Below are 22,403 nucleotides of genomic sequence, written 5' to 3'. Positions count from 1 at the left end.
GCGCATTACTCGCCGGGATATTGCACAAATTGCGGTGGGTTATAGGCGGTAATTTCCGGCAGCGGCTGGTCAAATAGCTCAATATCGACAAAGCAGGTTTGCGCACTGCAGCCCTGGCCCAGCCGTGAACTGCCGCGATCCTCGGTCAGCACGTTAGGATTACCGTGCTTGTCCATTGGCGCGGCCTGATGCGTATTCAGCGGATCGTACCAGGCGCCCGTCGACATCTGCACCACGCCCGGCAGAATATCCCGCGTCAGATGGACGCCCGCCAGCAGGGCCCCGCGTGAATTGAACACTTTGACGATGCTGTTTTCGCCGATGCCGCGCGGCTGCGCATCGTCCGGGTGCATCCAGAGCGGTTCGCGCCCGGCGATTTTGGTCTGCTGGCTGACGTTGCCGTGATCGTACTGGCTGTGCAGACGCGTGCGCGGCTGGCTGGAGAGCAGATGCAGCGGCCAGTGCTGCTTTACCGCCTGCTGAGCCTCGTACTCCGGCTGATGCCAGTAAGCGTGGCCCGGCGCTTCCTGATAACCAAAGCTGGCCACCGTGGCGGAAAACAGCTCAATCTTGCCCGACGGCGTGGAAAGCGGTGCCGCGTCGGGATCGTCCCGAAAATCCTGCAACATGATCTGCGGTTCCGCCGGGCGGGCGTATTCCAGCTTGCCGGTTTCCCAGAACGCGCTGAATGACGGCAATGTGATCCCCTGCTCTTGCGCACGCGGCCGCGATCCCTCGTACAACGCCTGCAGCCATTCCCTCTCGTTCCGGCCTTCGGTGAACGCGGGGGCAAAACCGAGCCGTTCAGAAAGCGCGGCGAAAATCGCGTAGTCAGACTTCGCTTCGGCAAACGGCGCGATATGCTGCTGCATTGCGATCATAAAGCCGTCATTGCTGGCGCTGCCGATATCTTCCCGCTCCAGCGAGGTGCTGGCGGGTAACACGATATCGGCAAATTTCGCCTGCGCGGTCCAGAACTGCTCATGCACGATAATGGTATCCGGGCGCTGCCAGGCGCTGACCAGCTTGTTGAGATCCTGATGATGGTGAAAGGTGTTGCCACCGGCCCAGTAGATCAGCCGGATGTCGGGATAGGTCAGCGACTGGCCGTCAAACTCGAAGGGTTCACCCGGCTGCAACAGCATGTCGGCAATGCGCGCCACCGGGATGCGGCGGCTGACCGGGTTCTTCCCGACCGGCAGGCGCGGCCCGGAGAACATCCGCCGATCGGCCCCGGCCAGATTGGTCGAGGCATAGCCAAAGCCCAGTCCGCCGCCGGCGGTGCCGATCTGCCCCAGCAAGGCGGTGGTGGCGACCACCGCCCAGAACGCCTGTTCGCCCTGCCGCGCGCGCTGCACGGACCAGGCAATATTGATCATCGTTTTGTGGCGGGCCATCCGGCGCGCCAGCTGACGAATATCGTCGGCCGCCAGCCCGGTAATCTCAGCCGCCCATTCCGGGCTTTTCACCACGCCGTCGCTTTCACCCAGCAGATAGGCTGAATACGGCGCATAGCCGGTGGTGTAGCGTGCCACAAATGCGCGATCGACCAACTGTTCAGCAATCAGTACCTGACACACCGCCAGCAGCAAGGCGGTATCCGTGCCGGGCTGGATCGCCAGCCACTGGGCATCAGGCACCGCAGAGAGATCGTTTTTTACCGGGCTGACGTTGATAAATTCGGTGCCGTTGTCGCGCATTTTATCCAGCCAGAACGCCAGCGCATGGTCGTTGGCTCCGCCGCCGTTCACCTGAGCGTTACGCAGCGGCAGGCCGCCAATCGCCACAAACAGCTCGCAGTGTTCCGTCAGTACCGGCCAGTGGGTGTGGCGGCGTTGCAGCTCATCCAGATCGCCGAGAATATGCGGCAGCGTGCGCTCACCGGCGGCGATGCTGTAGGTGTTGGTGCTGGCGGTATAGCCGCCAAACTGGTTCAGAAAACGGTGCAGCTGGCTTTGCGCATGGTGAAAGCGCCCGGCGCTGGACCAGCCGTAGGAGCCGCCGTAAATTGCCTGATTGCCGTGCTGCTGCTTCACCCGCGCCAGTTCATCCGCCACCAGCGTTAACGCCACGTCCCAGCTGACTTCGACAAACGGCTCCTTGCCGCGCGCGCTACGTGATGCCGCCTTGCCCTGAAGATAGCCCAGCCGCACCGCCGGACGCTGAACGCGGGTATTTCCCTGCACCGCGCCGGGCAGCGATTCGCCTATCTTTGACGGCTGACGATCCCAGGCCACCGGCTCAACCTTTGTAAGCACGCCCCGCTGCGTGGTCACCCGATAGGTGCCCCAGTGCATCACGGCCAAATCTTTATTGTTCATCGGGCGGTTACTCGCGGCGAAGTCGGCGCGCCAGACGCGTGCCAAAGGTCTGTAATAACTGGACGATAACAATCAGCACCAGCGCGGTAGACAGGGTGGCAAAGACGTCAAAGCGTTGATAGCCGTAGGTAATGGCTAAATCGCCAATGCCGCCGCCGCCCACCGTGCCCGCCATTGCGGTTGCCCCCAGCAGGCCGATGGTGGCGGTGGTCAGCGCCAGCACCAGCGAGGATGCGACTTCCGGCAGCATAAAGTACCAGATGGTCTGGAAGGTAGTAGCCCCCATCGCGTTGGCGGACTCGAGGATACCTTCATCCACTTCCAGCAAGGCGCTCTCGACCAGTCGGGAAATGTACGGCGCGATAAAGATCACCAGCGGCACAATCGCGCCCGGCGTGCCGATGGTGGTATGCACCAGCAGGCGGGTAAACGGCAGGATGGTGATCAGCAAAATGATAAATGGCAGCGAGCGGATGACGTTAACAATCGGGTTCAGTACCTGATGCACGAAGCGGTTGGGATGAATGCCGCCCGGACGGCAGATCACCAGCACGATCCCCAACGGGATGCCGAGCAGCGAGCCAAACCCCAGCGAAACGGCAATCATCACCGCCGTATCATGCAGCGCCAGCAGAAACTGATCGCCGGTAATGGCGGTATCAAAGAGATCAAACATCGGTGATTTTCACTCCTGACTGACGAAGAAAATGAATAGCCGCCTCGGTGTGCGCCGCGTCGCCTTTGAGCTGCACGATCATAAAACCGAGAATGGTGCTCTGCACTTCCGACATATTGGCAAACAGAATATTGACCTCCACCGGGAAGTCGCGGATTAAGCGGTTGATGATCGGCTGCTGCGCGGTGACGCCGATAAACTCCAGCCGCAACGAGCGCGCGGTTTCCTGTTCGGCCAGCAGCGCCAGGGTTTGTTCCGGCAGGCGATCGTGGATCACCGACTGCACAAAGCTGGCGCTGACCGCGTGCTGCGGATTACCGAACAGGCTCAGCACATCGCCCTGCTCCACAATGCGCCCCTGAGACATCACCGCCACCCGGTTGCAGATTTTCTGCACCACCGACATCTCGTGGGTTATCAGCACGATGGTGATGCCATAACGCTGATTAATCTCTTTTAACAGCAGCAGGATTTGCACCGTGGTTTGCGGATCCAGCGCGGAGGTCGCCTCGTCACACAGCAACACCGAGGGATTGGTTGCCAGTGCGCGGGCAATGCCGACCCGCTGCTTCTGGCCGCCGGAGAGTTCGTTGGGAAAGCTGTTGGCCTTGTCGCTCAGACTGACAAACGCCAGCAGCTCTTCCACCCGTTGGCGAATATATGCCTTATCCCGCCCCTGCAAAATCAGCGGGATCGCCACGTTATGAAACACGGTTTTGGCATTCAGCAGGTTGAAGTGCTGAAAGATCATGCCGATATCTTTCTTCACCTCATTGAGCCGCGGCTTGCTGACCCCCTGCAGGGATTCACCATTGACCCGCACCTCGCCCTGGCTCGGCGTTTCCAGATGATTGATCAGCCGCAGCAGCGTGCTTTTACCCGCGCCGCTGGTGCCAATCACGCCAAAGATATCGCCCTTTTCGATGGTGAGGTCGATACGGTCGAGGGCCAGAAACGCCACGTTGTTACGTGAAAACGTTTTGCTGACGTTACGAAACGCGATGGTTGGCTGACTCATTTGAAATAGTCTGGCAGCAGGTAGCCCTGATACTCAGCGTGGCTCTGGATATACTGTTTGAAATCGGCAGAGTGATAGCCGGCAATAATATCTTTGGCGAACGGCGCATCTTTGTTTTTGCCGGCCACGGTGACGATGTTAATAAATTTGCTGGTGGGATCTTCCAGCTTCAGCGCCGAGCTGAGCTTCATGCCGCTGGACACCGCAAAGTTGCCCTGGATCACGCCGTAGTCGACATCAGGCAGTGCCCGGACCTGCTGGGCGTTATCCATCTCTTTCAGCACGATTTTGTACGGATTTTCGGTAACGTTTTTCTGCGAGAAGGTGGCGGGATCGCTTTTCGGGCTGATTTTCAGCCAGCCGATGCTTTGCAATAACAGCGCCGCGCGATACTCATTAGATGCCTGATTCGGCACCGACACCGTAGCACCTTCAACCGGCTTCGTCAGCGAGGTTATTTTGCCGGAGTACAGTCCCATTGGCGGAGTCGGCACCTGCACAATGCCGACGTTATCAATGCCTAAGCGATCGTTGACCGACTTCAGATAAACCGGATGCTGCATAATATTGGCTTCGATATTGCCACGGCTGACCGCATCGTTAACCTGAATGCCGTCACTGAAATCTTTATATTCGACCTTATAGCCCTTTTTAATTAACCAGGGCGCGACGCCTTTCTCGAACTGTTCTTTATACGGACCCGGGTTAAAGCCCACCCGGATCAGTTTATTGTCGTCAGCGTGGGCGGTGGCCAGAACGGCGGCGGAAGATAACAGGCTAAAGACGATCCCTTGCAAACCAAACTTGCTCATCAGTAAATCCTTCATGCGGATAATGAAAGAACGTAATTAAATCACAGCTAAAGTTTGATCCTGAAGGCAAAAAGCCGTTGCCGTTGGGCTTAATTCTGCTAAAGATAGTCATCATTTGAATTAACGCTTTCTGGCATTGGATAGCGTTATTTCTGCTAACGTTCGCGCGGGTTTCCCGTATTCACTGTTCAGGCGATATGCCATTATTTCCCGCTTAACCGTTTTATTTCCGGGGGGAATATGCCTGACTTTGCCGCATCGCAATTAGTGGAAGACTTAGAAGAAAATGTATTTGGCGTGCTGGAAAAGCTGGCGGCAAACGTCGACGGCACGCAGCTGCCGCTGATCGACCTGTCATCCGGCAGCCCGCGCCAGCCGACGCCGCCGGAAATCATCGCCAGCCTGCAGAGCGCGGCGGAAGACCCCGGTAATCACGAATACTCCTCATTCTGGGGAAAACCGCAGATCCGCGCGGCCATCGCCGCATTTTATCTGCGTGAATACGGCGTGGAACTCGATCCTGACCGCGAGATCGCCGTTTTTCAGGGTTCACATATTGCGGTCAGCGGCATACCGCGCGCGTTGCTTAATCCCGGCCAGGTGCTGATTTCCACCGATCCCTGCTATCCCCTTTACCGCTCTGCGGCCCGGCAGTCGCAGGCCGATTTTTACGGTATTCCACTGGATGCAAGCACCGGTTTCCTGCCGGACTTCAGCCGGGTTCCCGAGGATATCGCCCGTCGCGGCGGCCTGCTGGTGCTTAACTATCCCCACAATCCTACCGGCGCGATGGCCACACCGGCCCTGTTCCAGGCCGCGCTTGAATTTGCCGAGCGCTATCATCTGCCGCTGCTGCATGACTTTGCCTACGCTTCGATCGGCAGCCATCGCCAGGATCGGCCGATCTGCCTTCTGTCGCAGCCCGGCGCTAAACAGTGGGGCGTCGAGGTATATACGATGTCGAAAAGCTTCCTGATGGCCGGCTGGCGCTTCGGCTTTGCGGTGGGCAATGCCTCGATTATCAGCGCCTTTAAGAAGCTGCACACCCACAGTTATAGCACCGTGTATGGCGCCGTTCAGGATGCCGCCGTCACCGCGCTGGAACTGCCCAGCGAACGCATTGCTGCGCTGGCCGATGTCTACCATCAGCGCCGTGAGCAGGTTTTCGCCAGGCTGGCGGAGATGAACTGGCCGGTGAGGAAACAGCAAGGCACCTTCTTCCTGTGGCTGCCGGTGCCGGATGGCTTTAGCAGCGAGGATTTTGTCGGCAAGCTGCTGCACGAGGCCCACGTGCTGGTTGCACCGGGAGATGCATTTGGTGAGCACGCCAGTCAGTATATTCGCATCAGCCTGACGGTGCAGACTGAACAGTTGCTGACCGCGCTGGATCGCATTGCGGCGTTGGCGCTGTTTGCGGGATGAAGGTGCTGAGGAGTTGACTCCTCAGCAGCGCGGCAAGCTGTCAGCGAACCCGCCGCGCGTTAATCATTTCGGAAAATCGGTGCCGACCGAGGTATCTTTCCAGGCTTCAACCTGGGAAAGACGCGCTTTGAGTTTCGCCGTTACCGCATCGTGCCCCCAGGCACCCATCACCAGATGCCGTGGCGCATCGTCGGTGTGGGTGATGGCAATCATTGCCTGCGCGGCGCGCACCGGATCGCCCGCCTGCTTGCCGCTGTTGTCGGCGGTGCCTTTCATCCTGGCGGCGGCGGTTTCCTCGTAATCATTAATTTTACTTGGCGTCTGATGCAGTGAACGACCCGCCCAGTCGGTGCGGAACGGCCCTGGCTCCACACAGGTAACGTGAATGCCCAACGGGCCCACTTCCGCCAGCAGGGAATCTGACCAGCCTTCGACCGCATGTTTGCTGGCAGAGTAATAGCCCGAGCCCGGGAAGCCAATAATGCCCGCCACCGAGGTGATATTGATAATGTGCCCACTGCCCGCTTTACGCAGGGTCGGCAGCACTTCACGGGTCATGGCAAACAGGCCAAAGACGTTGGCATCAAACTGGGCGCGGATTTCCTGCTCTTCACCCTCTTCCACCGAGGTCTGATAGCCATAGCCGGCGTTATTGACCAGCACATCAATGGTGCCAAATTTCGCCAGCGCCGCCTCAACCCCTTTTTTAATGGTGCTGCTGTCGGTCACGTCCAGCGCCAGTGCCAGCGCGCGATCTTCCACGCCGGTCACCAAATCCTCAATTTTTGATTTATCCCGCGCGGTGACCACAACGCGGTAATTCTGTTTCAACAGCTCTTTTACCAGTTCGCGCCCAAAACCTGTTGAGCAGCCGGTAATAAACCAGACGGGATTCTTGTCAGTAGCCATGTTGTTATCCTCAGTTCTGCAGTGTTGAAAATGAGAACCCCACCACGAACGCAGTGGGGAAAAGCATGACCCAAAGCGTAGTTGCTGAAACGCCTCGCTGCTTTGTTGCTTTGTGCGAAAATATGTCCCGACCAGCGCGGAACCCCGGCTGTCGGGCTGATGAGGGCATTAGCGAAGATTCCGTGGTGGCCTTGTTTGTGCTTAATAGCCGCGCGACCGGTCAACCAGGCCGATCATCGTTTCGCCCCGCTCAAAGCGGCGAATATTCTCCAGCAGCGCGCGCACCGCGCTTTCGGGCTGGGTCTGGCTGGCGATATGCGGCGTCAGCCAGATGGCCGGATGGGTCCAGAACGGATGGTCTTGCGGCAGCGGTTCTGGGGAAGTGACGTCAATCACCGCCGCCTGCAGCTGACCGCTTTCCAGCGCGTCCAGCAGGTGTTGATGATGAAGGTGCTTGCCGCGCCCCACCTGCACCAGCGACGCGCCCGGCGGCAGCTGACTGAACAGCGAAGCGTTCAGGATGCCTTCGGTGGCGGGCGTCAGCGGCAGCAGGCAAATCAGAATATCGCTGCGTGCCAGAAACGCGCCAAGCTCGGCGTCACCGACAAAGCTGTTGACGCCGGGGATGGCTTTGGCCGAACGGCTCCAGCCTGCGCAGTCGAAGCCCAGCTGCACCAGCGGCGCTAAGGCCGCCTCGCCCAGTTCGCCAACGCCCATCACCCCCACCCGACAGTCAGCCGCCGGTTTACTGCCATGGCCGAGCCACAGCTGCTGACGCTGCTGATGCAGATAGCGCGGCATATTGCGGTGCAGGCCCAGCACGGCGAAGGTGACGTATTCCACCATGCCCTGGGTCAGGCCCGGTTCGATCATCCGCACCACCGGCAGTTCCGGCGGCAGGCGGGAATAATCAAACTGGTCGGCCCCGGCACCCACCGAGAAAAGCACCTTCAGATTCGGGAACTGCTGCAAGATCTCCTCCGGCGGCTGCCAGGCCACCAGATAGTCGACGCTTGCAGGATCGCCGCTGTCTGGCCACTGGCGGAAGCTGGCGTCCGGGGCCAGCTTCGCCAGCAGATCCGCCCACAGATCGCCGCGTTCAGAGGCGGATTTATAGAGGATATTCATCAGGCCATCGCCTGCGACATCAAGGCAAACGCCAGCATCCCTTGCGGCTGCCAGGGCTTGCCGTGGATCATCGCCACCGGACGGTCAACTTCCAGCAAACCCAGCGTATTAAGCCAGTCGCCGAGGCCGGTTTCGCTGCTGGTATCCAGGCGAACAAACTGCCCCTGCAATCCCACCAGCAGCGCGCTAATCAGCACCTTCGCGCGCCGAAGATCGCGGCAGATCACCGGCCCAATGGTATAGCCGTGACCAAAGCGCCGCAGGCAGGCAAAACCTTGCACCGTGCCCTGCTCTTCCAGCAGTAGAATTCGCTCTGCGCTGTCGAACAGGGTGTCGATAAGCTGCGGCCGAAACTGACCGTGCGCCTGATGATCCAACGTGGTCATCAGCACCAGGTCGTCCCGGCAGGCAGGCCGCAGCAGTTGCCCCTTTTCAGGTAACAGCGGGATCACCTCGGCCAGTTCACGGCACTGATGCTGTTCAATGTGCCCACAGGCGATAAACCCCAGCTTCTCGTACAGCGGTTGCCCCATCTCCGTGGCGTGCAGGCGCGCGTTGCGCCCTTCCAGCTTTTGCAGCGCGGTTTGCATCAGCTGCTTGCCAATCCCTTTGCCCTGCGCCTGGTCGGCGACAATCACCAGCCCAATCGAGGCATAATCCTCACCCCAGCGCCAGAAAATTGTCGTGCCCAGCAGTTCACCGTCCTGTACCACGGCGATCCCCTCGCCCAGTTGCAGCGCCTGTTGCCAGTCGGCCAGCCGGTGCGGCCACTTGAGGCGTTGGGTCAGAGCAAAGGCCTGTTGAAGATGCTGGTCCTGCAGTGCGCAAATCGGGTAACTCATGCTTTTTCCTTTACGGCTGAAGGCAAAAAAACGCCCATCTCGGGTGATGAGAATGGGCGTATTTGCGCTTCTTTTTCAACTGTTTTTGCTTCAGGCGAGCCTGAATGGTCAGATCTGGAAGTCGAGCACCGGCTCCTCGGTGGTGACCGCCAGCGCCTGGCGCTTAATCTCTTCCAGCGACAGATTGGCGTTGCACAACTCAAGGAATTGCCAGACAAAGTTACGCTGCAGCTGGCCGCGCTTCAGCCCCAGCCAGACGGTATTAGACTCGAAGAGATGCTTGGCTTCCAGTCGGGTCAGCGCCGAGTGCTCATCCAGCTGGCAGGCCTGGTCGGCCAGCACGCCGACACCTAAGCCTAATTCGACATAGGTTTTCACCACGTCGGAATCCTGCGCGCTTAACACGATGTCCGGCTTCAGGCTGGCGGAATGGAAGGCGCGGTCAACGCGCGAACGTCCGGTGATGCCCTGGCGGTAGGTGATTAACGGATAGCGGCTCAACGCTTCCAGCGAGACCGGCTGCTGCTGCTCCAGCTCATGCCCTTTCGGCACCAGCAGTGCATGATGCCAGTTAAACCACGGGAAGGCGGCCAGCGCCGGATTGTTCACCACCTGCTCGCTGGCAATACCGACATCGGCTTCACCTGCGGCCAGCATGGTGACGATCTCCTGCGGAGAACCCTGGTTGAGTTCAACGCGGACATTAGGATAGAGCGCGCGGAAGGCTTTAATCACCCTTGGCAGAGAATAACGTGCCTGAGTGTGGGTCGTGGCGATGGTCAGCACGCCGCTGGATTCATTGGTAAAGACATCCGCCAGTCTGCGCACCTTGCCCGCTTCATCGAGAATGCGTTCAGCAATGGTCAGCAATGCTTTACCGGGTTCGGTCATCCCCAGCAGACGTTTACCGCGTCGGATAAACAGCTCAACGCCCAGCTCGTCTTCCAGATCCCGGATATGGCGACTGACGCCGGATTGCGAAGTAAACAGGGTATTGGCAACTTCGGTAAGATTAAAGTCGCAGCGTGCGGCTTCCCTGATGATTTTAAGCTGTTGAAAATTCACGCGCGCGCCCCTTTCTGTATTCTGTTAGATAACGACATGTTAAGGAGGCTAATCGATATCAACAAATAATAAAAAAAGGTTTTATATGCTTTTTAGTGCTAAGAAGTGAGGCGCGCAACCGCGCGCCCGACAGAGGGGATTAGCTCACTAACATCAGTTCGCGGTCTTCGACCACCGGCTTGTTCAGCAGCGATAACAGAATATTTTTCACTGCCTGCGCCGATGGCGACAGCGGCACGCGGGCAGAGACGTTCAGCGACAGCGGCAGATTCAGCGTTGGGCTGTTAATACGCGCCATCCAGGCATTGGTCGAGCTGACCAGCGCACGGGCGGCAGATTCTGGCAACACGGTGACACCCATTCCGCTGGAAACCGCGGCGGTCAGCGTGGCGATAGATTCGATTTCACCGATAATGCGGGCGCTGAGGCGACGCAGTGAGAAGGCTTCATCAACGCGTTTACGCACGGCGCTGTAATCACGCGGCAGGAACAGGTTCATCAGCGCCACGTCGGCCAGGTCAATGGTCTGTCCAGGACAGTCCGTTGCGCCAACCAGATACAATTCTTCTTTCATCAGCGGCATGCTGGTGATGCCAGCCGTTGGTGCACGATCGTATAGCACCGCCATGTCAAGCTGCCCATTCATCACTTTTTCGTTTAATGACGAGCCGCTGTTCTCATGCAGATAAACCAGCACATCCGGAAATTGCTCACGCACGGTTTGCAGTAAAGGCATGGTCAGCGAGGACGCTGCGGTGCCCGGTGCAAGTCCGATAGAGACCTGACCAGTCAGTGACTGACCGGCATTGATCACCGCGGTCTGCGCCTGCTCACACTGGCGCAAAATGGTGCGGGCATGGGAATAGAGGATCTTGCCGGCTTCGGTTGGCGTCACGCCGCGCTTGGTGCGGATCAACAATTGCTGGTCCAGTTCATTCTCAAGCGTCGCGACCTGCTGGCTGAGGGCAGGTTGTGCAATATGCAGGACTTCTGCGGCCTGAGTCAGGCTGCCGATGTCGACGATTTTTACGAAATATTTGAGTCGTCGTAAGTTCATGTTGCCTCCGTCACGGATCCCCGAATGCCATTTTCACTGGCGTAAGAAATAAGATTTCACTCTGGTGCACTGAGATAATTGCAATCACCGTGCCAGAATTTTCTTAAGGGGAGAGTTCAGGGTCAGCTTATGGCTAACAGGCGGTAAAATAAGAGAATCTGATTACCCCTTTAGGGTTAATCATAATTATTTATACCTTGGTGGGGGAGACAGACAGGATTGGCGCACTGCATTGGTGCAAAAATTGCTGTCCAGGCGTGCATGTAACCGTTACCACGTCGTCGAAAGGGCCAGAACAGTGATGTTCTGGCCCTGAGCGTGTGTTGCAGGATGACTTAGCGTTTCTTGCGGTTGCGGTACATATCGATGGAAACGGCGGCCACAATGATGATGCCTTTAATGATGTCCTGCACGTAAGCATCGACGCCGACGAAGGTAAAGCCGCTCTTGATCAGCCCCAGAATCACCGCACCAATCAGCGTACCGGTGATGCGACCAACGCCGCCCATCAGGCTGCTGCCGCCGATAACCGCTGCGGCAATTGCATCCAGCTCGTATGACATCCCCATGCTTGACTGGCCGCTACTGACGCGCGCCGCAAGCACCACACCGGCCAGACCGGACAGGCCACCGGCGATGGTATAAACGATGATCAGGTATTTGTTAACGTTAATCCCGGACACCTTCGCCGAGGTCATGTTGCCGCCAATGGCGTAAACATATTTACCGTAACGCGTATGCTTCAGGGCAATGTGGAAGATCACCGCCACCACCAGGAAGATGATCACCGGCATCGCGCCCTGACCAATCGAGGTGAAGCCATCAGACAGGAAGCTGATAGGGTTACCCTGGGTGTAATACTGCGCCAGACCACGCGCCGATACCATCATCCCCAGTGTGGCAATAAAAGGAGGGATGCCGGTACGGGTGATCAGCACGCCGTTGATCACCCCGGCGAGGAACCCGACCCCCACCCCGGCGACAATCGGCACCACCGCTGGCAGGTTCACCAGCGACGGATACATTGGCGTCAGGCTGTCGGAGGTTTGTGCCAGACTGGCCGCCACCACCGCGGTTAACGCAATCACCGACCCGGATGACAGGTCGATCCCCGTGGTAATAATGACCTGCGTCACCCCCACGGCAATGATCCCGATAATCGCCACCTGCAGCACGATCAGCACCAGGCGATTTGGGTTCATCAGAAACGACTGGTCACGCACATACCAACCGAAGGCTTCAAAGATCAGCGCAATGCCGACCATCACGATAAAGATACCGGTGTCTTTCGGCAATTTGCCTTTCAGACTGGAGAATACAGAAGCCGAGGGGGCCGGCTGTTGAGTTGTCATTTTTACATCACTCATAGGGTTACCTTACGTCCTTACTCGGACGCCAACGACAAAATGGTTTCCTGGTCAGCCTCTTCTTTATCGAGGATGCCGGTAATACGACCGCCGTGCATTACCATCACCCGGTCACTCATGCCCAGAATTTCAGGCAGTTCAGAAGAGACCATAATGATGGCGACGCCACGGTTCGCCAGTTCGCTTATCAGGCGGTAAATTTCCGCCTTGGCGCCCACATCGATGCCGCGTGTTGGCTCATCGAGGATCAGGACTTTTGGCTGCGCCAGCAGCCAGCGCGCAATCAACACCTTCTGCTGGTTACCGCCACTCAGGTTGTTGATGATTTGGTCCATGGTCGGGGTTTTGATGTTCAGTCGCCGGATTTGCTCCAGGCAGTCTTTCGCCATCTGCACATGACTGACGAAACCGCCCTTGCTGCTGTACTCCGGCATGTTGACGATGCTCATGTTCTCCATCACCGACAGCACCAGAAACAGCCCGGACTTTTTGCGATCCTCGGTCAGGAACGCCAGCCCTTTTTCGATCGCCGTGGAAGGCGAGTCGATTTTGGTTGGCACGCCGTCAACCAGGATTTCGCCGCCGTCGATGCTGGTCATGCCAAACAGGCTTTCCATCACCTCACTGCGGCCGGCACCCACCAGCCCGGCCACGCCGAGTATTTCACCGCGACGCACGCTAAAACTGATGTCATGGAACACGTCCTTGCGGTACAGATTGCGCACCGTCAGCACGTCCTGACCAATATCATTGTTGAATTTCGGGAACAGCTGGGTCAGTTCGCGCCCGACCATCTGGGTGATCAGTGACTGGCGGGAATAGCTGGCGGTACTGTCGCTGCCGACCCACGCGCCATCACGGAACACGCTGACTTCATCGGTAATGGCAAAGATCTCATCCATTTTGTGGCTGATATAGATGATGGCTTTGCCCTGCTCACGCAGGTCACGAATGATGGCAAACAGGTGCGAGACTTCCGTTTCAGTCAGCGCCGAGGTCGGTTCGTCCATGATCACCACGTCGGCATTCCACGACACCGCTTTGGCAATCTCCACCATTTGCTGGGAAGCGATGCTTAACTCCCCCACCATCCGCTCCGGCGTCAGGCGAATATTCAGTTTCGCCAGCAGCTCTTTGGTCATCTTGTTGAGTTTGCCGTGGTCGACAAAGCCATACTTCATCGGCTCACGACCCAGCCAGATATTTTCGGCAACGGTCATATGAGGGACTAAATTGAGTTCCTGATGGATCATCGAGATACCTGAACGCAGCGCGTCCATGGTGTCGACAAACTGCACCGGCTCCCCTTTAACTTTTATTTGTCCCTCATCGGGACGGTAAATCCCGATGAGGCACTTCATTAAAGTGGATTTGCCCGCGCCATTTTCGCCCATCAGCGCATGGACAGTTCCTGCCTTCACGCGTAAAGAGACATTACTTAATGCTTTTACGCCCGGAAAAAACTTGCTGATGCCTTCGGCTTCAAGCGCATATGCGGCCATTCTTCACCTCCGTACGGCGGGGTTATTTTTGGTTCATGCTGGTGAATTTTTCGTAGTTGTCTTTGGTGATCAGCTGGAATGGGATATCCACGATCTTTTGCACTTTTTCACCATTGGCCAACTTCACCGCAGTTTTCACTGCACCCTCGCCTTGACCCCTGGCATCCTGGAACACGGTCGCGACCATCTTGCCGTTTTTAATCATCTGCAATGCATCTGGCGTACCATCGACGCCGGCAACCAGGATGTGGCCCTCGTTTTTACCCAGCGCCTGCAGGGCACCGATCGCCATTTCATCGTTGTTAGCGGCAATCGCGTTGATGTCATCACCGGCGGTTAACCAGTTGCTGACCACATCGACGGCATCGTTACGGGTGAATTTAGCGGTTTGTTCTTTGGTGACTTTCATACCGGGGTATTTGGCGATGATCGCTTTCACGCCGGCGGTACGTTTACGGGTGGATTCGTTGGCAAGGTCACCCAGCAGGATGGCGACGTTACCTTTATAGTTCATGTTTTTTGCCAGCGCTTCCATCTGCAAACGACCGGCCAGCTCAGAGTCCGAGCCAACATAGGCCATTTTGTCCACCAGCGGCTGAGCCGGTTCGCGGTTCACGAAGATCAGCGGGATGCTGGCCTTGGCCGCCAGGTCCATAATCGGCTTCACGGCGTTGGTATCCACCGGGTTGACGATGATGGCGTCAACGCCCTGACCGATAAAGTTCTGCACCTGGGAAAGCTGCTGTGCGACATCACCCTTAGCGTCTTCAACCTGCCCTTTCACGCCCTCTTTCTGCATCTCTTTCTGCATGGAGGTACGCAGAATAGTCAGAAAGTTGTCATCAAACAGCGCCATAGAAACACCGACCTGCAAATCTTTTGCGAAGACGGAAACGGGTAACATACACACTAACAGCGACGCTAAAATCGTTTTTTTCACGTTCATGGCTAAGCCCTTTTTATCGTTAGTATGCGCAGGCTGGTTGTTACATCGAATGAAAATTTCTTTTACATTCACTCAACTTCACCGACGGCTTCAGTAAAATGTAGGGTAAATCATGCTTAAGGTAAGACCCGACTGATGGAAACGCTCCTTTCAATTACTCTCAGTAAATCATCATGTTAAACCTGCTATTTCGATCTTAATCTGGCCGCCCGTTACCATCAGCCTGCGAACCAGTTCATTTGTTTCATAATAACGTCATATGAAATTTTCAATATGAAACCACCGAAACGCCTGTTTTAAAATCGACAAATAACAAAAATTTGACACACCTCTAACATCGGCAAAGGATTCCGATCAAAGTGAGATCTGGCGCATGAGATTGCATTTTGAGCAGGCGGGTGGGAAAAACGACGATTCGCTGTTTTTGCCAGCAAACGCACGCGATTTTTGCATTCGCCCTTTGACAAGCGACGGTGCTGCCGATAACATGCGCCCCGTTGAAACAATTCCTCTGTAGTTCAGTCGGTAGAACGGCGGACTGTTAATCCGTATGTCACTGGTTCGAGTCCAGTCAGAGGAGCCATACATTGAAAAGCCCGCTCAGGGAAACCTGAGCGGGCTTTTTGCTTTTCTCATTCTGCGGTGCCTGGTACGATAAATGGCAGCGTTTGGCTAACTCAGTCATTCACGGTTGATCTCACTCCATTAAGCGAGTCCGACCGTAAAACAACACGGCTGTTAATGTCAGTAATGGGATGCCATGAAAAATGACAATGACCACTGCGGGGGTCAACCAGATATAAAATGGCGCGACAATCAACATCCCAACGCCAAATCCTGTCATTTGCAGAAGAGTCATCAGGCTAAAAACAGGCAACCGCAATGATTCAGGCTCACTTTGGATACGCGAAATCAGACTTACGTCCGCCAGTCCATCTCCCACGCCTGCCAGTGCGATAAAAATCAGTGCCGGTGGGATGCCAGTTTGTTGAAAGGTAAAGATAAAACCTAGTGACATAGATGCCACGCCACAGAAAAAAAGCCTGTCGGCACGCATCCCGCTACGCACTAACAGAGAGTTTGCCAGACGCGCCCCGGCGAATTTCCCAGCGGCCCAAACTGCCAGCAAAAGACCCATGGTTTTCCCGGCTGATTCTGGTGTCAAAAGCTCGGAGATAATGGGAAAGCCTACGTTGTGGGCAGCACTGCCTAAAGTATCGGCCATCGTTACCAGCAACATTCCGGCCAACAGCGGAGTCGTTCGCAGCCCGGTGACCAGATTACGCCATTCTTTACGATGCGGATTTGCTGCACTCGCAACGGGATGCACCAAAAAGCGTAAAGGCAGTATGCATAACCCGGCCACCAGGTAAGTCACAATATTCGCGGCAAACACACTTTGATAACCACTTGTCGCCAGTAGGATCCCCGAAACCAGGCTTCCCGCAACAGCCCCCATAGCGGATGCAGAAGTTAACCCAGCGTTTGTTGATACACGCCGGGACTCGCTGACCCACCAGGGAAGTTGACTGTTAAGACCGATAGCGAACATCGAATTTCCCAGTCCAATACCCAGCGCAATGAAAGGCAATATATATAGCTGGGTTGAAGCAGGCAAAATTAACAGCAAGGCTAATAGCGCAGCGCGCGTAAGGTCAAAAACCACTAAAGATAAGCGCCCGTGAAAACGGCGAAAAAAAGGAATACCCACTGCACTTGCGATGATCCCACCAGTCACCCTACAGGCCAGGAATATGCTCACATGCATAACACTCTGACTCAGCAAGTACACATAGGTGGATAGCACCACCATATTCAGAAAAGCGCCAAAATCAGAGATAAATCTGGCAATAATGATTAAATAGCTATTTCTGGCGGCACGAATATTAATATTATCGCCCTGCATTTCAGTAGTCATTTGAAATTCCTTTTTGGAAAACAGCCACAAGTTACCAGCAATAAATCACGCCATCCAGCGCATTGAGTCGAAGGTGTGCAATGGAGTTAGTTATTCAAAAAACTGTACAACCTGCTATGTTGCACATAGTGAGTGGCAGCCGGGTTTTAAGGAGTTTATATGAGTAAATCGCCTGACATCGCCGTTAGATTCCGCCGCGCGGAAGAAAATGATGCGGAATGGGTTCGTGAAATAGTCCTTGCGGCCTATTCCAGGGGGATTTCGGTCATTGGACGTGAACCGACTCCGATGACGGCCGATTTTAATAAAGCCGTACGTGAGCATGACATTTACCTGGCCATTATCGCAGGGGATGCGGTCGGCCTCCTCGAAATACGGCTTCATGCCGATCATCTTTGGATAGAAAATGTTGCGGTACTATCCGTCAAAGGATCAAGAGCAACAATGAGCGAGGCGCTGAAATTACGCATCCATACTAACATTAGCTCTAAGCAGTCGGAATTGAACTTAGCGATTCATTGTGATCCTGTTCTCCACACAATAATTATATGAGGTCTTTATGCTGATAGCACAGGTTTCAGACATTCACGCCTCTTCCGAAAATGATCATCTGTTGCGGTTTGACCAGGTTCTAAATTGGCTTAAGCATCTGAAACCGGATGTACTGGTACTTACCGGTGATCTAACGGATGGGCATTGGCAGGAAGGTTATAAACAGATAGCCGACCGCCTGAATCAGCAAAATTATCCTTCATTGATCCTGCCAGGTAATTCTGACGACCGCAGTATGATGCGTTCTGTTTGGGATGAGAACAGATGGGCGCACGATGCCCAAGGAGAGGCTCTGCATTTTGTCCATGACACAGGAGGCATTCGCCTGACTGGTCTGGATTCGACGATTGAATATAAAGATTACGGCAGTGTGGCTGACCATCTGGAATGGTTGGATAATCAACTCAGCGACGCAGACAGCCCTCCGTCATTGCTGTTTCTGCACCATCACGTATTTGCATCTGGCATACCAACGCTAGACGAAACGATGTGCAGAGGTCTACCTGAGATGGAAGAGTTGATTAGATGCGCCCCGGGCAGACTTCTCGCCATTTCTACAGGCCATGTCCACAGACCAATAGCGGGTACCTTTGCGGGCATACCTGCCTTCATTTGTGGCTCGGTCTGCCCGGCTAATCCTGTCTGGTTTGGAACAGTAAACGTTCCTCCTGCGAATGACCCGCCAGCATTGGTGATTCACCGCTATGTCAGTAACTCTCTTACCAGTCACCACGTTTGCGTTTAGCTGGCATTCGGAAAACGTATCGGTCTCATAGGGAACGACCTGATCCCCAGTGATTAACGCATAATGTTGCGAAGGAACAACTTCCGCTGTTGGCACATACTTGATGCTCACCCTCACACACCCTCTCTGTTCCCTGGCATATTGTGCCCATCTGCGGCAGCCCATCGATGCCAGCCATGGCTGAGTTTGAACCAGGAACCAGGTTTAGTACTTTCTGAATCTGACGTGACGAAGAGGTATTTTAATCTCTGCTTAACATTACCATATGCCATGCATCTGCATATGCCATACATATACATTTGCTATACATTGGCAAATACTTAGCCTATGTAGAGCAGTGCTCTCTGCAAAATAAAACCGGAAACGGCACAGTGTCGGCCCCCCGACTGGGAGGAGTAACAATGCGAACTGTATCTGTGTTTAAAAATGGCAATAACCGCGCTATCCGTCTGCCCCGTGATATGGACTTTGAAGGTGTGAGCGAACTGGAGATCGTCCGGGAAGGAGACAGCATTATCCTGCGTCCCATTCGGCCTACCTGGGGATCATTCGCAAAGCTGGAAAAAGCAGAGCCGGACTTTTTGGCGGAGCGTGAGGACGTTGTCAGCGACGAAGGACGATTTGACCTGTGAACAAAATTTACATGCTGGACACCTGTATCTGCTCGTTCATCATGCGCGAGCAGCCGGCCGCCGTACTAGAGCGGCTGGCGCAGGCGGTGCTGCGTAATCATCGCATCGTGATCTCGGCCATCACCTACTCCGAGATGCGCTTCGGCGCCACCGGCCCAAAGGCCTCGCCTCGCCACATCGGGCTTGTTGACGCGTTCTGCGCCCGCCTCGATGCCATCCTGCCCTTGGGATCAGGCCGCAGTTGATGCCATAACGGACGTTAAGGTGGCGCTGCGGCTGGCCGGGACGCCCATCGGCCCGAACGACACGGCGATTGCCGGGCATGTCATAGCCGCCGGCACCGTGCTGGTGACCAATAATACGCGGGAGTTTGAGCGGGTGCCCGGTCTGGCACTGGAAGACTGGCTAAAATAATGCCAGGCATTATCGGCCAGTAATCCTCAGGCCCCCTTCCACAGGTCCCTTTTTCAGAAGTCACTACGCCACTCATCACCGGCGGACTCAGATTTCCGGCTATTACAGAAAACGGATCTGCGGGTTTAACAGATGAAAGCGTGAGGAGGATTTTGCAGAGCAGGACGGATAACCCCCTGCTGTCGCTTCTGGAAGGCCGGTGACGGGTTCATGGCCTGCACGCAGCTGCCCCAAGTACTGGTGGAGTGTCCGCTGTGAGCGAGGAGCGGACGTTCGCAACTCTCACAACTAAATGACTAACATTGAGGTGTCTGTTAAACCCGTGGCGATTCAAAGTCGACTTAACGAGGTGTCCGTTAATTAGTCAGTATGGAATCAATACCATGAATCAGGCCGGGGAAATAAGACTGGTCTATCACTATACCCCCCTTAAGCGTCCACCCTTCATCTTCTTGAGGGCTGGCAGTAAAGTTAAAGCCGATAATATCATCGCCTTCCACCTCACGGAGTTCAAACGCAAATACCGGCACTCTTGGCGTGAATAATTCAGGAGCCGCTTCTATGTTGTTCGAAATTTTGTCATAGAACCGCGAAAGTATGTCCCGAAGCCTTTCCAAATCAAAAAGAGTCAGTTCACACTCGCATTGCAGCTTTATGGAAGGTTCCTCAATCTCCAGCCAGCACACAATCAGATCTTGTCGGCGGTCTTCCAGAACTTCGATTCGCTCGACAAAGGAGAAGCGGAATAAGACACTTTCATTTTTGATTTCAAACATTATCGAACCGCCTCTATGTGATAGTGCATTACTGTCCAGTCCTTCTCTCTGACGACAATCTGCAAGATATACTTCTTAGGTCTATAAACGATCGCATTCCCTTCAACTCTTTTAGTGAGGCGGGTCATGCCTATGAGGTATTCGAACTGGCCGGGTATCTTTTGTGGATCCGGGCGTCGCCTTCCAAACCTTACCGCTTTTTCAAGTATATGAACGGGGATATACCTTCCGGGATCGGCCATATGCCTTGCAGTGGCCTGTGTGAACAGCAAGTTCCTTACTGGCAGACAAGCCTTGAAGCGTCCCTTCAAGATATTGAGCGCCCCGCCGCTTAATACAGCCTTGACTCTGTTGCTGGTGCCCGCCTCAAACAATCCCACACCCGTGCGCAGCAGACGAAATGCACCAAACATGAATAAGGCAATGTCGGTAGGGTCAATCAGCGGCGTCTCTAAGGGGGCTTCTTCGAGTATCGCAAATCGTCCATCAGCGTCATATATCTGCCACAGACCAGGTGCCTGAGCTACAGAGTAGCCAATGCATACACCTGTTTGGTCGTCGATTATGGGCTGAGCGTTATACGGAGGTCGATAGGTGGGGGTTATTGAGAAATATTCGCCTGGCGGCAGCAAAATTGTGCTGGCCGGCGAGTCCGCGGACGGTGCGATGGTAGTTACCGTGATGGTGGCGGCGCGTAACAAGGGCCTGCCGCTTCCGGCCGGCGGAGTTTCAATTTCCCCCTGGGCCAACCTTGAACACACCGGCGTCTCCATGAGCAACAGAGAAGGCCTGGATCCCCTGAACACCAAAGCCGGTCTGGATTTCCTGGCCCGTACCTTCCTTGGCGATGCCCTGCCCAATCATCCCATGGCCTCGCCGGTGTTTGCCGATGTGACGGGCCTGCCGCCGATGCTGGTTCAGATTGGCGAAAATGAACTGATGCTGAGCGACGCGATGCGACTGGCAACTCATCTGGGTGATCACCGGGTTGGCGTAAATCTGGAGGTCTGGCCTGGTATGTTCCACGCCTGGCATTTCTTCGCCACGCTGCAGCCCGAAGCAGTGCAGGCGCTGGAGAGCTCGATCTGCTTTATCAGGCAGGCTCTGCGGGATGCCGCGAACTAATCATTAAAGATGAGCTAACTCACGGGCGCGACTGACTGCGCCCGTCAGCAGGAAAATGCCTTATTTACAGACCCCTCTGACGTCAAATGACCGACAACTTAACGAGAGGCCGGGAAATAACGCTAGACTAGAGTTCAACCGCTGAACGGGTTAACCCCTGTTTTGCGTCCATCGGTTTAACTCACAGCGGTGTATTCACATCAAATTCGTCATAAGTATTATGAGGAGAACGTTTATGGCAGCGATTGATTCACTCGGGGCCGAAGGCGGAGTGTGGATAAATCCACCTCAAGTGTGGACGGTTGAAGAAGGAGAGTTGCAGTTTAAAACGGATCTGAACACTGACTTTTGGCAAAAGACGTATTACGGATTCCAACGTCATACCGGCCATGCTTTTGGATTTTATGTCGAGGGTGATTTCACCGTGCAGGTAAAGGTGATGGCGGGTTTTGCTCATCTCTACGATCAGGCCGGCCTGTTTCTGCTTGATGATGACCTGCACTGGGTTAAGGCCGGCATAGAGTTTAATGACGGTCAGTCTTCTATTGGCAGCGTGGTGACCCGCAAAATGTCTGACTGGGCCACCGGGATTTTCCCAGGCGATCCGGGAACATTCTGGATGCGAGCCACGCTGGAAAATGAGGCTCTGCGGATACAGTACTCAACGGATGGCATAACCTGGCCGTTACTGAGATTGTGCCATTGGCCGGAAACGCGAAAGCGTTTTGTGGGCGTAATGAGTTGTACTCCCGAAAGGCAGGGGCTCGACGTCATCTTCGACGAATTCACCCTCGGCCCACCTTCAAAAAAACCTCTACATGATCTGAGCTAACCAAACATGACGACAGATTAAAAGGCTCTTGGTGTTTTTGCTGTATTGATTACCTTTCAGGCTTCATCAGGTCCTGAAATTAAAACTCAACCTCATCACAGGTTATCCCCCGCCAGTACGCGCCTTCGTTCTTCCTACCCCAAATAGCGGCAGGCGCTTTTACATTCACTTTAAAAATTTTCCGTCACTCCGCCGCTCATCTCTTGCAGGTTCATCTGATATGAACCCTGTCACAAAATACGCATAACGTTTTTAGACTTAAATGAAGAAAGTTACGCTGAGTAACGCTGTTAATAGCCCGTTACAGCTTGCGGATGAAATTGTTAGCGATAATTAATGCACTA

21 protein-coding genes, 1 tRNA gene and 1 pseudogene are annotated in these 22,403 nt (G+C 55.1%); 8 read left to right on the top strand and 15 right to left on the bottom strand.

The window, feature by feature from the left end; genetic code table 11:
• Nucleotides 1-5: 5 nt before the first annotated feature.
• From AC1UKS_RS08205 to AC1UKS_RS08190, 4 genes are read right to left on the bottom strand one after another with little or no spacing between them, the layout of a single operon-like run.
• The gene (locus AC1UKS_RS08205) at nt 6-2,321 is read right to left on the bottom strand and encodes a molybdopterin-dependent oxidoreductase (RefSeq protein ID WP_482436378.1); all 2,316 of its coding nucleotides are present in this window, start codon (nt 2,319-2,321) and stop codon (nt 6-8) included.
• Between the two features lie 7 nt (nt 2,322-2,328).
• Nucleotides 2,329-2,997, bottom strand: a complete 669-nt coding sequence (locus AC1UKS_RS08200) for a methionine ABC transporter permease (RefSeq protein ID WP_482436376.1) — start codon at nt 2,995-2,997, stop codon at nt 2,329-2,331.
• The gene (locus AC1UKS_RS08195; RefSeq protein ID WP_482436375.1) at nt 2,990-4,015 is read right to left on the bottom strand and encodes a methionine ABC transporter ATP-binding protein; all 1,026 of its coding nucleotides are present in this window, start codon (nt 4,013-4,015) and stop codon (nt 2,990-2,992) included. The genes AC1UKS_RS08200 and AC1UKS_RS08195 overlap by 8 nt, the downstream gene beginning before the upstream one ends.
• Nucleotides 4,012-4,827, bottom strand: coding sequence for a MetQ/NlpA family ABC transporter substrate-binding protein (locus AC1UKS_RS08190; protein ID WP_482436374.1), 816 nt, complete (start codon nt 4,825-4,827; stop codon nt 4,012-4,014). The genes AC1UKS_RS08195 and AC1UKS_RS08190 overlap by 4 nt, the downstream gene beginning before the upstream one ends.
• A 240-nt stretch (nt 4,828-5,067) precedes the next feature.
• On the opposite strand from AC1UKS_RS08190, the gene AC1UKS_RS08185 reads away from it, so the two are divergent.
• On the top strand, nt 5,068-6,249 hold the full coding sequence (locus tag AC1UKS_RS08185; RefSeq protein ID WP_482436373.1) for an aminotransferase class I/II-fold pyridoxal phosphate-dependent enzyme: 1,182 nt from the start codon (nt 5,068-5,070) through the stop codon (nt 6,247-6,249).
• Nucleotides 6,250-6,312: 63 nt separating this feature from the next.
• Here the strand turns inward: AC1UKS_RS08185 and AC1UKS_RS08180 are convergent, their stop codons facing one another.
• From AC1UKS_RS08180 to AC1UKS_RS08145, 8 genes are all read right to left on the bottom strand, one after another.
• On the bottom strand, nt 6,313-7,158 hold the full coding sequence (locus AC1UKS_RS08180; protein ID WP_482436372.1) for an oxidoreductase: 846 nt from the start codon (nt 7,156-7,158) through the stop codon (nt 6,313-6,315).
• 201 nt (nt 7,159-7,359) lie between these two features.
• A complete protein-coding gene (locus AC1UKS_RS08175; RefSeq protein ID WP_482436371.1) occupies nt 7,360-8,286 on the bottom strand; it encodes a 2-hydroxyacid dehydrogenase in 927 nt (308 codons plus the stop codon).
• Complete coding sequence (locus AC1UKS_RS08170; protein ID WP_482436369.1) at nt 8,286-9,128, bottom strand: GNAT family N-acetyltransferase; 843 nt, start codon at nt 9,126-9,128, stop codon at nt 8,286-8,288. The genes AC1UKS_RS08175 and AC1UKS_RS08170 overlap by 1 nt, the downstream gene beginning before the upstream one ends.
• Nucleotides 9,129-9,236: 108 nt before the next feature.
• Nucleotides 9,237-10,193, bottom strand: a complete 957-nt coding sequence (gene cbl, locus AC1UKS_RS08165) for an HTH-type transcriptional regulator Cbl (protein ID WP_482436368.1) — start codon at nt 10,191-10,193, stop codon at nt 9,237-9,239.
• Between the two features lie 139 nt (nt 10,194-10,332).
• On the bottom strand, nt 10,333-11,250 hold the full coding sequence (gene nac / locus AC1UKS_RS08160; protein ID WP_265910914.1) for a nitrogen assimilation transcriptional regulator NAC: 918 nt from the start codon (nt 11,248-11,250) through the stop codon (nt 10,333-10,335).
• Nucleotides 11,251-11,585: 335 nt separating this feature from the next.
• A complete protein-coding gene (locus tag AC1UKS_RS08155) occupies nt 11,586-12,617 on the bottom strand; it encodes an ABC transporter permease (RefSeq protein ID WP_041692054.1) in 1,032 nt (343 codons plus the stop codon).
• Nucleotides 12,618-12,634: 17 nt separating this feature from the next.
• The gene (locus AC1UKS_RS08150; RefSeq protein WP_482436367.1) at nt 12,635-14,119 is read right to left on the bottom strand and encodes a sugar ABC transporter ATP-binding protein; all 1,485 of its coding nucleotides are present in this window, start codon (nt 14,117-14,119) and stop codon (nt 12,635-12,637) included.
• 22 nt (nt 14,120-14,141) lie between these two features.
• Nucleotides 14,142-15,065, bottom strand: a complete 924-nt coding sequence (locus tag AC1UKS_RS08145; RefSeq protein WP_265910915.1) for a sugar ABC transporter substrate-binding protein — start codon at nt 15,063-15,065, stop codon at nt 14,142-14,144.
• A gap of 507 nt (nt 15,066-15,572) precedes the next feature.
• Between AC1UKS_RS08145 and AC1UKS_RS08140 the strand changes: the two genes are divergently transcribed.
• Nucleotides 15,573-15,648 (top strand) — tRNA-Asn (locus tag AC1UKS_RS08140).
• 114 nt (nt 15,649-15,762) lie between these two features.
• Here AC1UKS_RS08140 and AC1UKS_RS08135 read toward each other — a convergent pair.
• Nucleotides 15,763-16,983 (bottom strand): MFS transporter, encoded by a 1,221-nt coding sequence (locus tag AC1UKS_RS08135; protein ID WP_482436366.1) that lies wholly within the window; start codon nt 16,981-16,983, stop codon nt 15,763-15,765.
• Nucleotides 16,984-17,142: 159 nt separating this feature from the next.
• Between AC1UKS_RS08135 and AC1UKS_RS08130 the strand changes: the two genes are divergently transcribed.
• From AC1UKS_RS08130 to AC1UKS_RS08115, 4 genes and pseudogenes are all read left to right on the top strand, one after another.
• On the top strand, nt 17,143-17,535 hold the full coding sequence (locus AC1UKS_RS08130) for a GNAT family N-acetyltransferase (protein ID WP_482436365.1): 393 nt from the start codon (nt 17,143-17,145) through the stop codon (nt 17,533-17,535).
• 7 nt (nt 17,536-17,542) lie between these two features.
• Entirely contained in the window at nt 17,543-18,280 is a 738-nt protein-coding gene (locus tag AC1UKS_RS08125; protein ID WP_482436363.1) for a metallophosphoesterase, read from the top strand.
• 401 nt (nt 18,281-18,681) lie between these two features.
• Complete coding sequence (vapB, locus tag AC1UKS_RS08120; protein WP_482436362.1) at nt 18,682-18,912, top strand: type II toxin-antitoxin system VapB family antitoxin; 231 nt, start codon at nt 18,682-18,684, stop codon at nt 18,910-18,912.
• Nucleotides 18,909-19,326: pseudogene (locus tag AC1UKS_RS08115) on the top strand (type II toxin-antitoxin system VapC family toxin). Before vapB ends, AC1UKS_RS08115 begins: the two are co-directional and overlap by 4 nt.
• A gap of 356 nt (nt 19,327-19,682) precedes the next feature.
• Here the strand turns inward: AC1UKS_RS08115 and AC1UKS_RS08110 are convergent.
• Together AC1UKS_RS08110 and AC1UKS_RS08105 are read right to left on the bottom strand one after the other, a co-directional pair.
• On the bottom strand, nt 19,683-20,102 hold the full coding sequence (locus AC1UKS_RS08110) for a WapI family immunity protein (RefSeq protein WP_482436360.1): 420 nt from the start codon (nt 20,100-20,102) through the stop codon (nt 19,683-19,685).
• Complete coding sequence (locus AC1UKS_RS08105) at nt 20,102-20,515, bottom strand: hypothetical protein (RefSeq protein WP_482436359.1); 414 nt, start codon at nt 20,513-20,515, stop codon at nt 20,102-20,104. The genes AC1UKS_RS08110 and AC1UKS_RS08105 overlap by 1 nt, the downstream gene beginning before the upstream one ends.
• Before the next feature lie 181 nt (nt 20,516-20,696).
• On the opposite strand from AC1UKS_RS08105, the gene AC1UKS_RS08100 reads away from it, so the two are divergent.
• Nucleotides 20,697-21,227 carry an alpha/beta hydrolase fold domain-containing protein gene (locus tag AC1UKS_RS08100; RefSeq protein WP_482436358.1) on the top strand — a complete coding sequence of 177 codons (531 nt, stop codon included), beginning with the start codon at nt 20,697-20,699 and terminating at the stop codon, nt 21,225-21,227.
• 235 nt (nt 21,228-21,462) lie between these two features.
• Entirely contained in the window at nt 21,463-22,059 is a 597-nt protein-coding gene (locus AC1UKS_RS08095) for a DUF1349 domain-containing protein (protein WP_482436357.1), read from the top strand.
• Nucleotides 22,060-22,403 lie beyond the last annotated feature (344 nt).

The organism is Erwinia sp. AK-PDG3-5 (assembly GCF_056821705.1).
The sequence above is the reverse complement of the archived record's forward strand: the minus strand, read 5'-3'. Positions and strand labels throughout refer to the sequence as shown.

Excerpts from the sequence above, each read along its gene's own strand:
- AC1UKS_RS08185 (WP_482436373.1), top strand. The coding sequence starts at position 5,068 with ATGCCTGACTTTGCCGCATCGCAATTAGTGGAAGACTTAGAAGAAAAT.
- AC1UKS_RS08175 (WP_482436371.1), bottom strand. The coding sequence starts at position 8,286 with ATGAATATCCTCTATAAATCCGCCTCTGAACGCGGCGATCTGTGGGCG.
- AC1UKS_RS08190 (WP_482436374.1), bottom strand. The coding sequence starts at position 4,827 with ATGAGCAAGTTTGGTTTGCAAGGGATCGTCTTTAGCCTGTTATCTTCC.
- AC1UKS_RS08155 (WP_041692054.1), bottom strand. The coding sequence starts at position 12,617 with ATGAGTGATGTAAAAATGACAACTCAACAGCCGGCCCCCTCGGCTTCT.
- AC1UKS_RS08125 (WP_482436363.1), top strand. The coding sequence starts at position 17,543 with ATGCTGATAGCACAGGTTTCAGACATTCACGCCTCTTCCGAAAATGAT.
- AC1UKS_RS08195 (WP_482436375.1), bottom strand. The coding sequence starts at position 4,015 with ATGAGTCAGCCAACCATCGCGTTTCGTAACGTCAGCAAAACGTTTTCA.
- vapB (WP_482436362.1), top strand. The coding sequence starts at position 18,682 with ATGCGAACTGTATCTGTGTTTAAAAATGGCAATAACCGCGCTATCCGT.
- AC1UKS_RS08105 (WP_482436359.1), bottom strand. The coding sequence starts at position 20,515 with ATGTTTGGTGCATTTCGTCTGCTGCGCACGGGTGTGGGATTGTTTGAG.
- AC1UKS_RS08205 (WP_482436378.1), bottom strand. The coding sequence starts at position 2,321 with ATGAACAATAAAGATTTGGCCGTGATGCACTGGGGCACCTATCGGGTG.
- AC1UKS_RS08110 (WP_482436360.1), bottom strand. The coding sequence starts at position 20,102 with ATGTTTGAAATCAAAAATGAAAGTGTCTTATTCCGCTTCTCCTTTGTC.
- AC1UKS_RS08130 (WP_482436365.1), top strand. The coding sequence starts at position 17,143 with ATGAGTAAATCGCCTGACATCGCCGTTAGATTCCGCCGCGCGGAAGAA.
- nac (WP_265910914.1), bottom strand. The coding sequence starts at position 11,250 with ATGAACTTACGACGACTCAAATATTTCGTAAAAATCGTCGACATCGGC.
- AC1UKS_RS08150 (WP_482436367.1), bottom strand. The coding sequence starts at position 14,119 with ATGGCCGCATATGCGCTTGAAGCCGAAGGCATCAGCAAGTTTTTTCCG.
- AC1UKS_RS08180 (WP_482436372.1), bottom strand. The coding sequence starts at position 7,158 with ATGGCTACTGACAAGAATCCCGTCTGGTTTATTACCGGCTGCTCAACA.
- AC1UKS_RS08145 (WP_265910915.1), bottom strand. The coding sequence starts at position 15,065 with ATGAACGTGAAAAAAACGATTTTAGCGTCGCTGTTAGTGTGTATGTTA.
- AC1UKS_RS08095 (WP_482436357.1), top strand. The coding sequence starts at position 21,463 with ATGGCAGCGATTGATTCACTCGGGGCCGAAGGCGGAGTGTGGATAAAT.
- AC1UKS_RS08135 (WP_482436366.1), bottom strand. The coding sequence starts at position 16,983 with ATGACTACTGAAATGCAGGGCGATAATATTAATATTCGTGCCGCCAGA.
- AC1UKS_RS08170 (WP_482436369.1), bottom strand. The coding sequence starts at position 9,128 with ATGAGTTACCCGATTTGCGCACTGCAGGACCAGCATCTTCAACAGGCC.
- AC1UKS_RS08200 (WP_482436376.1), bottom strand. The coding sequence starts at position 2,997 with ATGTTTGATCTCTTTGATACCGCCATTACCGGCGATCAGTTTCTGCTG.